This is a genomic window from Bradyrhizobium valentinum, from assembly GCF_001440405.1.
Classification (GTDB): Bacteria; Pseudomonadota; Alphaproteobacteria; order Rhizobiales; family Xanthobacteraceae; genus Bradyrhizobium; species Bradyrhizobium valentinum.
In genome coordinates, this window is the sequence record NZ_LLXX01000134.1 from 14,422 (window position 1) to 25,982 (window position 11,561).

At 63.9% G+C, this 11,561-nt stretch carries 10 protein-coding genes and 1 other RNA gene; 6 read left to right on the forward strand and 5 right to left on the reverse strand.

The features are described 5' to 3' along the window. Positions 1-976, reverse strand: a 976-nt coding sequence (locus tag CP49_RS47695) for a DNA polymerase III subunit gamma/tau (RefSeq protein WP_245310826.1), incomplete at its 3' end; no start/stop codon positions are given. Between the two features lie 109 nt (positions 977-1,085). Then, positions 1,086-1,182, reverse strand: an RNA gene (gene ffs / locus CP49_RS42005) — signal recognition particle sRNA small type. A gap of 246 nt (positions 1,183-1,428) precedes the next feature. On the opposite strand from ffs, the gene CP49_RS23350 reads away from it, so the two are divergent. From CP49_RS23350 to CP49_RS23375, 6 genes are all read left to right on the forward strand, one after another. Further along, positions 1,429-1,854, forward strand: a complete 426-nt coding sequence (locus CP49_RS23350; RefSeq protein ID WP_057852536.1) for an HIT domain-containing protein — start codon at positions 1,429-1,431, stop codon at positions 1,852-1,854. Between the two features lie 4 nt (positions 1,855-1,858). Next, positions 1,859-2,809, forward strand: coding sequence for an NAD(+) diphosphatase (nudC, locus tag CP49_RS23355; protein ID WP_057852537.1), 951 nt, complete (start codon positions 1,859-1,861; stop codon positions 2,807-2,809). An 80-nt stretch (positions 2,810-2,889) separates the two neighbouring features. Then, positions 2,890-3,849 carry a sugar kinase gene (locus CP49_RS23360; protein WP_057852573.1) on the forward strand — a complete coding sequence of 320 codons (960 nt, stop codon included), beginning with the start codon at positions 2,890-2,892 and terminating at the stop codon, positions 3,847-3,849. A 68-nt stretch (positions 3,850-3,917) separates the two neighbouring features. Further along, positions 3,918-4,418: an Lrp/AsnC family transcriptional regulator gene (locus tag CP49_RS23365; protein WP_057852574.1), complete on the forward strand. Its 501-nt coding sequence runs from the start codon at positions 3,918-3,920 to the stop codon at positions 4,416-4,418. Between the two features lie 120 nt (positions 4,419-4,538). Further along, positions 4,539-4,832, forward strand: a complete 294-nt coding sequence (locus CP49_RS23370) for a hypothetical protein (RefSeq protein ID WP_245310827.1) — start codon at positions 4,539-4,541, stop codon at positions 4,830-4,832. 21 nt (positions 4,833-4,853) lie between these two features. After that, on the forward strand, positions 4,854-6,323 hold the full coding sequence (locus tag CP49_RS23375) for a methyl-accepting chemotaxis protein (protein ID WP_057852575.1): 1,470 nt from the start codon (positions 4,854-4,856) through the stop codon (positions 6,321-6,323). Positions 6,324-6,481: 158 nt separating this feature from the next. On the opposite strand, the gene CP49_RS23380 is transcribed toward CP49_RS23375, so the two are convergent. From CP49_RS23380 to hrpB, 3 genes are all read right to left on the reverse strand, one after another. Further along, the gene (locus tag CP49_RS23380) at positions 6,482-7,981 is read right to left on the reverse strand and encodes a phosphomannomutase/phosphoglucomutase (RefSeq protein ID WP_057852539.1); all 1,500 of its coding nucleotides are present in this window, start codon (positions 7,979-7,981) and stop codon (positions 6,482-6,484) included. Positions 7,982-8,105: 124 nt separating this feature from the next. Further along, positions 8,106-8,612: a TIGR02281 family clan AA aspartic protease gene (locus CP49_RS23385; RefSeq protein WP_057852540.1), complete on the reverse strand. Its 507-nt coding sequence runs from the start codon at positions 8,610-8,612 to the stop codon at positions 8,106-8,108. 237 nt (positions 8,613-8,849) lie between these two features. Further along, positions 8,850-11,474 (reverse strand): ATP-dependent helicase HrpB, encoded by a 2,625-nt coding sequence (hrpB, locus tag CP49_RS23390; RefSeq protein ID WP_057852541.1) that lies wholly within the window; start codon positions 11,472-11,474, stop codon positions 8,850-8,852. Between the last annotated feature and the right edge of the window lie 87 nt (positions 11,475-11,561).

Sequence of the window (11,561 nt, forward strand, 5' to 3'; positions counted from 1 at the left end):
TGACGAAATTGACGAATTCGGCGAGGTCGGACAGCACCACGACCGGATCGGCGCCGACATCATATTGCGCACGGAATTCGCCAAAGGCGCTGGCGATATCGCCGCGTGCCAGATGCTCGAACAGGTCGATCACCCGGGTGCGGTCGGCCAGACCCAGCATCTGCCGCACCGCGTCAGCCCGCACGGGGCCGGCGGCATGGGCAATCGCCTGGTCGAACAGCGAGAGCGAATCGCGCACCGAGCCTTCCGCGGCGCGCGCGATGATGCCGAGCGCCTCGGGCTCGACCTCGACGCCTTCCTTTTTCGCGATATTGGAAAGATGGCCCATCAGCACGTCCGCCTCGACCCGGCGCAGGTCGAACCGCTGGCAGCGCGACAGCACCGTAACCGGGACTTTGCGGATTTCCGTGGTGGCGAACACGAATTTGGCGTGCTCGGGCGGCTCCTCCAGCGTCTTCAGGAAGGCGTTGAAGGCCGCCGTCGACAGCATGTGGACTTCGTCGATGATGTAGACCTTGTAGCGGGCGCTGGCCGGCGCATAGCGCACGCTGTCATTGATCTGGCGGACGTCGTCGACGCCGGTATGGGAGGCGGCGTCCATTTCCAGCACGTCCATGTGCCGGCTTTCCATGATCGCCTGGCAGTGCACGCCGAGATCAGGCATGTGGATGGTCGGCCCCTTCACCGAGCCGTCCGGCTTCTCGAAGTTGAGTGCGCGGGCAAGAATACGCGCCGTGGTGGTTTTGCCGACGCCGCGGACGCCGGTCAGAATCCAGGCCTGCGGAATTCGCCCCGTTTCGAACGCGTTCGAAACCGTGCGGACCATCGCCTCCTGGCCGATCAGATCATCGAAACTGGACGGGCGGTATTTACGCGCCAGCACCCGGTAGGGCTTGGCAGCTTCGCCCTGCCCGAGAGCAAAACCGCCGTGGCCGGCGCCGTCTGACTTGTCGGGGGGAGCGCCAGCATCACTCATCGGTCGATCCGCAATTGATTGTCTCTCGGGGCCGGCTTGCGGAAAGGAACGAAATCAGCCGCAAGGCGCGGCCTTTCTGCCCTCCTTGCGCGATTCGCTCGAAAAACAGGTAGGAGACTGACGAGCGACCCGATCCGGACCTCGTTAGGGCTGCTTCCTTCCGGACCTGACCCGGTTGGCGAGTGGCTCGTCCACCGCCAATCTCCCGGTCCTTATTTGGGGCCAAAAGGGCCGGAAAGCAAGCGGGGCTTTCCCTGTAATACTCCGCGTTTCCCTGTCATACCCCGCGAAGGCGGGGTATCCAGTACGCCGCGGCCTAACAGTAAAAACGGAAGGGGCTGCGACGTACTGGATCATCCGCTTTCGCGGATGATGACACCTTGGTATGAAACCAGGAGTGCCCACAGACGGCACTCTATCGGCCCGGCATGGATCGGGCGCGGGAACCCTAGATGCCCTCTGACGCCTCCGCCTGGTCGCTGCATTCCCAGCTCAAAAAGGACACGATCGACATCGGCGACTTGCCGCTGTGCAAGGTGCTGGTCATCAAGGACGCGCACTATCCATGGCTGTTGCTGGTGCCGCGCCGGGAGGGTGCGGTGGAAATCATCGACCTCGACGAGGTCGCGCAGGCGCAGCTGATGGCCGAAATCTCCCGGGTTTCGCGCGCCCTGAAAGAGATCACCAAATGCGACAAGCTCAATGTCGCGGCGCTCGGCAATCTGGTGCCGCAGTTGCATGTCCACGTCATCGCGCGGCGCACCAGCGATGCGGCCTGGCCGCGCCCGGTCTGGGGCGTGATGCCGCCGCTGGCGCATGACGCCGAGGAAGTACAGAATTTCATCAATGCGCTTCGCCGCAAGATCTGGTTGGGTTGAACCGATGTCCGCATTCGACAAGTATCCGCTGGGGAAGCCCGCTTTCGTCACCCATATTCTGGATCGCGCCGCGCATCTTCGTACCAATGACGAAAAGCTGTTCGCGCTGGAGGGCCAGCGCAACGCCGGCGCCTATGTGATCTACCGCGACTCGCTTCTGGTGAGGCAGGGGGCGGATGGGCCGCGCGCGCTGCTCGGCGTCGAAGAGGCCGTGAAGCTCGGCGCCAATCCCGGCACGATCTTTTTGGGCTTGCGCGACGGCGCGCCGATTTTCGGCATGGGCATTTCGGCCACGGCCGTCGAGAAGCTCATGACGCGCGACGACGTCGCCGTCACCGAACTGCGCGGCATGGCGATGCAGGGCACGGTGCCGCCCGAACAACTTTCCGCCATCGCGATGGCGAAATCGATGGTGACCTGGCACCAGCGCCACGGCTTCTGCGCCAATTGCGGCACGCGCACGGCGATGAAGGAAGGTGGCTGGAAGCGCGAGTGCCCGAGCTGCAAGGCCGAGCATTTCCCGCGGACCGATCCGGTCGTGATCATGCTGGTCACGCATGGCGAAAAATGCCTGCTCGGCCGGCAGAAACAGTTCATGCCCGGGATGTGGTCGTGTCTGGCCGGCTTCGTCGAAGCGGCAGAGACCATCGAGGACGCAGTCTGCCGGGAGATTTTCGAGGAATCCGGCATCCGCTGCACCGATGTGAGCTACTACATGACGCAGCCATGGCCGTATCCGTCATCGCTGATGATCGGATGCTCCGCGCGTGCGCTCAACGAGGATATCGTGGTGGACCGCGCCGAACTCGAGGACGCGCGCTGGTTCGATCGCGCCGAGGTCGCATTGATGCACCGGCGCGAACATCCTGATGGCTTATTCGCCGCGCATCCGTTCGCGATTGCGCATCATCTGATCGGACGCTGGGTGCATGGGGGAAAAGACATCGGCGCATAGCGGGAACCGTCCATGGACCAGTCGATTAACTCCGGACCTTGGTTCCGGCCAAAGGCGGAGCCGACATGACGGATTCCCAGATGAACTTTCAAGATAAAGCGCCCAAACCGCCGCGGATTCTCTGCATCGGCATGCCGGTGCGCGACCTTACCTTCAACACACCCGGTGTCCCAGGGCGTGGCTCCAAGGAGAATGCAACAGGTTTCGGCGAAATCTGCGGCGGCAACGCGTTGAATGCCGCGATTGGCATCGTAAGGCTCGGCGGCCGAGCCTCGATCTGTGGGCCGATGGGTGATTCCAAGGAGACGTCCAGTCGTTTCATCTTCGAGCAGATGGCGCATGAGGGTATCGAAACAAAACACCTCATTCACATGCCGGGGCTGGTGACGCCGATATCGGCGGTCATGATCGACCCTTCCGGCGAGCGCACGATCGTTACGTTCCGCGATCCGAACTTGTGGCATGTGAAATTGCCCGATTTCGACACGCTGCTGGACGATTGCGCCGCCATTCTCACCGAGAGCCGCTGCGCGGAATTCTGCACCGAGCTTTGCGCCGAGGCCGTCCGGCGCGGCATTCCCGTGGTCGTCGACGTCGATCGGGCGATGTCGCTGCGCGAGGGCCTGTTGAACGCCTCCACGCACCTCGTGTTCTCCAGCGAGCCGCTGCAGGAAACCGCTGACGTTACCGACGATGCCCAGGCCTTGAAGAAAATCGCCAAACTGACCCCGTCCTTCCTGGCGGGAACCCGGGGCCCGAGGGGCACGATCTGGCTAGACGAGAATGGGGGGATCCAGGAGACCCCGGCCTTCCCGGTGCATACGGTGGACACCCTCGGCGCCGGCGACGTGTTCCATGGCGCATTCGCTCTCGCCATCACCGAAAAACAGGAGTTGCGGCAGGCGCTTCGATTCGCCTCCGCCGCTGCGGCGCTGAAATGCACCCGTTTCGGCGGCGCCTTCGCAGCCCCTCAACGTGCTGAAGTTGAAGAGCTTTTGAACCACGGCCACGCTGTAGACCAGGCTTCGGCCGGTCACTAGCGAGACTTGCTATAGAAGAATTTTCTATATATGAGGATATGGAACCTTTTATATGGAACATTCTTCTCATGACCGATCTAGCCGTTCAGCTCCCTGAAGCCAGCCGCCGCCTGGATGCCATCGACCGCAAGATCCTGACCGTGCTGCAGGAGGATGCCTCCCTGTCCGTTGCCGAGATCGGGGACCGGGTCGGCCTGTCGTCAACGCCGTGCTGGAAGCGGATCCAGCGGCTGGAGGCCGACGGCGTGATCCTGCGCCGGGTAGCGCTGGTCGATCAGAACAAGATCGGGCTCGGCATTTCAGTGTTCGTCTCGGTCGAAAGCAACGATCACTCCGAGGCGTGGCTGAAAACCTTCGCTAGCGCGGTCAGCGCCATGCCTGAGGTGATGGAATTCTACCGGATGGCCGGCGATGTCGATTACATGCTGCGCGTCGTGGTCGCCGACATGGCGAGCTACGACGTGTTCTACAAAAAGCTGATCAGCGCCGTGCCGCTGAAGAACGTCACCTCGCGCTTTGCGATGGAAAAGATCAAGTCGGTGACGGCTCTGCCGGTGCCGGCGGCGTAAGTAATCTCCGTAATTCTACGGAGCGGGTCCGTTCACCGAACATTAGCCCTGTGTCCGTAGACACGGGGGATGGGTCGGAATGTCACACTCAGCCACCGATGGCCCGCATGGCTCAACGCCGTGCTGTTGCTGATCGCTAGCTTCATCGGCGTCGCAGCACTGTCTTTTCAGGCTCGCCCAGGCACCGAAGTCGTGGCCGTAGCATTTCCCGTTTGGTGGGATTCTCAGCAGGCCTTCTCGGCCGCCGCTTCAGCCAATGCAGCAATCGTCCGCGTGACCGCCGTTCCATCGCTGCTGGTGGTGCGGCCCGACGGCGTTGAGGGATTGTCACGGCTGCACGAGGCCGGGGCCTGGTTCATAATCGATCCGCAAGCGATAGCGGCCTGTTTCACAAACAAAGCAGCTATTTATTGAATGCATATTGGGAATCCGGAAATGACCATTGAAAGCGATGACCTTGAAGCTTTGCGCGAAACCACCAGCACGGCCTTGCTGGGATTGCTCTGGCTTCATGTTCCCATTGCGCTCGCCATCGGCCTGATGCGCGATAGCGGCTGGCTGGCGCCAACCGCGCTGATGGCGGCGATGGCGCTGGCCGCGACCCTGTCGTGGCGCACCTCGGGTAACGGGCTTTCGACGCGGCTGATCTTTGCCGTCGCCCTGATGGGCAGCGTGTCGGTGTTTACCTTCCAGCTCGCCGGCCATGCCTGGCAGGTCGACACGCACATGTATTTCTTCGCCACGCTGGCGTGTCTCCTCGCCTATTGCGACTATCGCCCGATCCTCGCCGGCGCGGTCGCGGTCGCGCTTCATCATCTGGTGCTGAACTTCCTGCTTCCGGCGGCGGTTTATCCCGGCGGCGCCGATCTCGGCCGCGTCGTGCTTCACGCCGTCATTCTTCTGATCGAGGCCGGCGTGCTGAGCTGGCTGGCGGTGAAACTGTCCGGCCTGTTCGAGACGACCGCGCAGAAGACCGCCGAGGCGGAAGCGGCAAATGCCGCCGAAGCCCGAGCCAGTATCGACCGGATGACCGCCGAACGGCAGGCCAAGCAGGACAGCGACGCGGCGCGCCGCGAACTCGCCGCGGGCTTCGAGCGCAAGATCGGCAGCATCGTCGACGCGGTCGCGTTAACCGCCAACGAGGTGCAGGGCCTCTCCACGTTGATGAGCAAGAGCAACGCGGAAACCACGCGGCATACCGCAGAGGCAGCGGCCGCCTCGACCCGGGCCTCGTCGAACGTGGAAACGGTTGCGGCGGCGACCGAGGAACTGACGGCCTCCATCAGCAACATTGCCCAGCAGGTGACGCGCTCCGCCGAAATCGCAAACAAGGCCGCCGAAGAGGCTCGCCGCACCAACTCCGTGGTTGAGGGGCTTGCCGCCGGCACCCAGAAGATCGGCGAAGTCGTCACGCTGATCCAGAGCATTGCGAGCCAGACCAACCTGCTGGCGCTGAACGCCACGATCGAAGCCGCCCGCGCCGGCGAACATGGACGGGGATTTGCGGTGGTGGCGAGCGAAGTCAAGGCGCTGGCCAATCAGACCGCGAAAGCAACGGAAGAAATCTCCGCGCAGGTGCAGGACATCCAGACGGCCACCAGCCAGGCCGTCAGCGCCATCCAGGCGATCGGCGGAACCATCGCCGAGATCGACGAGATATCCAATGAAGTCGCCGCCGCCGTCGATCAACAGGGCGCAGCGACGCGGGAAATCGCCGGCAATGTGCAGCAGGCGGCTAACGGTACGCGGGACGTCAACGGCAACATTCTCAGTGTCAGCCGTGCTTCGGAAGAGGCGGGCCGGGCAACATCGAAGCTACTGGATGCTGCGAACGGTCTGTCGTCGAAATCCGACCAGCTGAAGTCCGAGGTCGACAGCTTCCTGGGCTCGCTGCACGTGGCGTAAGATTTCGAGAACACTGTCATCGTCCGCCTTGTGCGCAATTGCGCACTGGGGCGGACGATCCAGCATTCAAGAGACATCAGCGAACCTAAAGCCGCGGCGTACTGGATCCCCGCCTTCGCGGGGATGACGAGCGTGTGTTAGGCAAACACCGTCGCCGCTCAAATCTTCTGATTGTACTCGCCGACTTCCGGATGCGTGCGCAGCACGGAATCCATTGCCTCGAACATGTCGCGCATGCGCGCTTCGCTCACCGGGCTCTCGACCACCACCACCAGCTCGGGCTTGTTCGATGACGCCCGCACCAGGCCCCAGCTTCCGTCCTCGACGGTCACGCGCACGCCGTTGACGGTGACGAGGTCGCGGATCTTCTGGCCCGCAACCGTATCGCCCTTTTTCTGCAACGCCTCGAAATGCTTCACCACGGCGTCGGCGACGCCGTATTTGGCTTCGTCGGCGCAATGCGGCGACATCGTCGGCGACGACCAGGTCTTCGGAAGCGCGTTTTTCAGGTCCGCCATCGACTTGTCCGGCGCGCGATCGAGCATCTCGCAGATCGCAATCGCCGACACGAGACCATCGTCATAGCCGCGGCCGAACGGCTTGTTGAAGAAGAAGTGGCCGGATTTTTCGAACCCCGCCAGCGCACCCATCTCGTTGGTGCGGCGCTTCATGTAGGAATGGCCGGTCTTCCAGTAGGCCGTCTTCGCGCCTTGTTTTTGCAGCACCGGATCCGTGACGAACAGGCCGGTCGATTTCACATCGACCACGAACTGCGCATCCTTGTGGATCGCCGACATGTCGCGCGCCAGCATCACGCCGACCTTGTCGGCGAAGATTTCCTCGCCGGTATTGTCGACCACGCCGCAGCGGTCGCCGTCCCCGTCGAAGCCTAAGCCGACATCGGCCTTGTGCTTGAGCACCGCATCGCGGATCGCGTGCAGCATCTCCATGTCTTCGGGATTCGGATTGTATTTCGGAAAGGTATGGTCGAGCTCGGTATCGAGCGGAATCACTTCGCAGCCGATCGCTTCCATCACGCCAGGCGCGAACGCGCCGGCCGTGCCGTTGCCGCAGGCGACCACGACCTTCAGCTTGCGCTTGAGTTTTGATCGCTTCGTGAGATCGGCAATGTAGCGCGCCGGAAAGTTCTCGTGGAATTGATAGGAGCCGCCGGCCTTGTTCTTGAAATCGGCGTTGAGCACGATTTGCTTCAGCCGTGTCATTTCGTCGGGCCCGAAGGTGAGCGGACGGTTGGCGCCCATCTTGACGCCGGTCCAGCCATTGTCGTTATGCGAAGCCGTCACCATGGCGACGCAGGGCACGTCGAGATCGAACTGCGCGAAATAGGCCATCGGCGTCACCGCGAGCCCGATATCGTGCACCTTGCAGCCCGCCGCCATCAGGCCGGAGATCAGCGCGTATTTGATCGAGGCCGAATAGCCGCGGAAATCGTGACCGGTAACGATTTCTTGTTTGACGCCGAGTTCCGTAATCAGTGCGCCGAGCCCCATGCCCAGCGCCTGAATACCCATCAGGTTGATTTCCTTCTCGAACAGCCAGCGTGCGTCGTATTCGCGAAAGCCGGTTGCCTTCACCATCGGCCCGGATTCGAACTCATATGTATTCGGAACCAGCATGGATTTGGGCTTCGGGAACATGGGGAGGCCTTGTCGTGAAAATGCTTAAGGGAACACCGCAGCCATAGCGAATACGCGGGCCGGGCGATAGGCGGGACTGGCGCCTTGTGGCAGCTAATTAAGGCGGATTGGTAACCGGTAAACCTTACTGTTCCAGCACCAGTCTACCATTGGCGTATTCAAAACGCTTCAGCTTCGACAGGAACGACAGGCCGAGCAGGTTCTCCGACAGCGCCTCGTCGGGCAGCACCACGGCATCGACGTCGCGCACCACAAGACCGCCGAGTTCGATCATGGCAAGCCGCGTCCGCGCTGCCTTGATGGTGCCGTTAGCGGTGGTGACGGTCGCATTGTAATCGCTGCGGGAGGGACGCAGGCCAAACCGCGCCGCGGACTTTTCGTTCAGCGCGACCAGCGAGGCGCCGGTGTCGATCATGAAGTTGACGCGCTGGCCGTCGATATGGCCGTCGGTCAGGAAATGGCCTCGCGCGTCGCGGGGAATGTTAAGACTACGACCGGAGGGAGCTTGCGCGACCGTTTGCGCGGGCGCCTTGTTCGGCGATGCGCTGGCGGATGCCGGCGCTGGCGACATCTGGTCCGCCATCTGCGCCATGTAGGTGCCGAGGCCGGCCAGAGTGGCGGCAAGAATCATCAAGTTACGCATTACGCCACACTCGCTTACCAGACCGCCGATATCACCACGCCGGCCGCCAAGCCGCGACTAACAGAGGCGGCCAAGGCTGCCATTTTCGCGAAAAGGATGAGTGAAGCGTTAACGCGAGGCCGTCATACGCGGGCTCGACCCGCGTATCCGTCAATCTTCGATAAATGACTTTCTCAGAGGGGATGGATTGCCGGGTCAAGCCCGGCAATGACGACTCTAGTGCCCTCACGTCCCGCGCGGCTTGACCCGCCGGGTCGGCAGCGCGGTCGCCGGGTCTTCCGGCCAGGGGTGGCGGGGATAGCGGCCGCGCAGGTCGGAGCGCACGGCCGCATAGCTGCCGCGCCAGAAGCCCGGTAAATCGCGCGTCACCTGCACCGGGCGTTGCGCCGGAGATAACAATTCCAGCACCAGCGGCACCGCGCCCTTGGCGATCGAGGGATGGATGTTGAGCCCGAACAATTCCTGCAGGCGCACGGCAATGGTCGGGCCTTGCTCGGCCTCGTAGTCGATCGCCAGCATGGTGCCGGTCGGCGCTTCGAAATGCGTCGGCGCCTCGCGCTCTAGCCTTGCGCGCAACTCCCACGGCAGCAGCGCCATTAGCGCGTCGGAAAGGTCGCCGGGGGAAAGCTCCTTCAGCGAGGTCTTGTCGTATAGCGCCGGCACCAGCCAGTTCTCGCGGTCGGCCGCGAGCGCCGCGTCCGACAGGTCGGGCCAGCCATCGCCTTCCGCCTTGCGCAGGAACATCACGCGGTCGCGCCATTGCTTCAGGGATTTCGACCACGGCAGCTTATCGAGCCCGGCGGCGACCAATCCTGCGGCGAAGATGCGCGCGGTCTCCGCCGAGGGCGACAGCGCGACCGGCGCTTCCGACAGCGTGATCGCGTGCAGCGTCCGCTTGCGGCGTCCGCGCAGCGCCATCGCGCCGCGATCGAATGAAATCTCTTCCCTGTCCTCGATCTGATCGGCGAAGCGCGTCTCGATATCTTCTTGCGCGATCGGCGCCGCCAGCAGAATGCGTCCCTGGGCGGCGGTGCCAGTCAGTTCGGCGACCGCGATATAGGGCGCGCGCGCCAGCGACGAGGTCTGCTCGACGGCGGCCCCGCGGCCATTGGCGAGCACGAAACTGCCGTTACCGCGATTGCGCGCGACGCGGTCGGGAAAGGCCAGCGCGAGCATGACGCCCGTTGAAAGTTCGTCGTTAGGCGGGCGAGAACGGTAGGGCTCCCCTCCCCCTTGCGGGGTCCGAGACGAGCGAAGCTCGTTCTCGAGGTGGGGGAAGGGGGTAAGCCCAGGAGGGACTTCCCGTGTGAACCCCTCTCCCCGGCCCTCCCCCGCAAGGGGGGAGGGAGAAGAGAGAGCACCTTCCGTCGCCGCGACTTGCTGTGCCCAGCGCTGCGCGAGACTGCGAGCGCTACCGGCGCGCGGCGAGCGATCGCGGCGGAACTGGTCGAGCCTGTGGTCGAGATCGACGCTGTCGCCGCCAAGGCCGCGTTCGGTCAGGATGGCGGCTATTTCGGCGGCCTCCTCGCCAGCCCCCAGCCGGTGCGAATCCACGATCATGCGCGCCAGCCGCGGCGGCAGCGCCAACGCACGCAGGCTTTGGCCTTCCGCGGTGATCCGGCCGTCCGAATCGAGCGCGCCGAGCTCATGGAGCAGGCTGCCCGCTTCCTTCAATGCCGGAGCAGGCGGAGAATCGAGAAACGCCAGCGTCGCGGGATCGTTGACGCCCCATTCCGCGAGATCGAGCACCAGCGAGGAGAGATCGGCCGAGAGAATTTCGGGCTGGGTGTAGGCCGCGAGCGAAGCGGTCTGCGGTTCGTCCCACAGCCGGTAACAGACGCCGGGCTCAGTGCGGCCGGCCCGGCCGCGGCGCTGATCGACCGCGGCGCGCGAGGCGCGCACGGTCTCCAGCCGGGTCAGGCCGATGTCTGGCTCGTAACGCGGCACCCGCGCCAGACCGGAATCGACGACGATGCGGACGCCCTCGATGGTCAGCGAGGTCTCCGCGATCGAGGTCGCCAGCACGACCTTGCGTTGGCCTTTCGGCGCCGGCGCGATAGCGCGGTCCTGCACGGCGGCGTCGAGCCCGCCGAACAGCGGCACGATCTCGACGGCTGGATCATGAACCCGCTCGCTGAGAAAATTCTGCGTGCGGCGGATTTCGGCAGCGCCCGGCAGGAAGGCCAGCACCGAGCCGGGATCGGCGCGCAGCGCGGTCGCGATCGCATCCGCCATCTGCCGCTCGATGGGCGCATCCACCTTGCGGCCGAGATAGCACGTCTCGACCGGAAAGGCGCGGCCCTCGCTGGCAACCACCGGCGCGTCGCCGAGCAATTTGCCGACCCGCGCGCCGTCGAGCGTCGCCGACATCACCAGGATGCGCAAATCCTCGCGCAGGCCGGTTTGCGCATCGCGGGCCAGCGCTAAGCCCAGATCGGCATCGAGCGAACGCTCGTGAAACTCGTCGAACAGCACGGCGGCGACGCCGGATAGTTCGGGATCGTCGAGAATCTGGCGCGAGAAGATTCCCTCGGTGACCACCTCGATCCGCGTCGCGCGCGATATCTTCGAGCCGAAGCGAACGCGATAGCCGACGGTCTCGCCGGCGCGCTCGCCGAGCGTCCGCGCCATGCGCTCGGCGCTGGCCCGCGCCGCGATCCGCCGCGGCTCCAGCATGATGATCTTCTTGTTTCTCAGCCAGGGCGCGTCGAGCAGCGCCAACGGCACCCGGGTGGTCTTGCCGGCGCCGGGAGGGGCCACCAGCACCGCGGCATTGTTTGCCGTCAGCGTGCGCCCGAGTTCATCGAGCACCGCGTCGATCGGCAGTGGTGTATCGAAAGTAAGAGGCAAGGTATCACCACGTCGTCATGCCCGGGCTTGTCCCGGGCATCCACGTCTTTCTTCATGGTTAGAAAACAAGACGTGGATGGGGGGGGG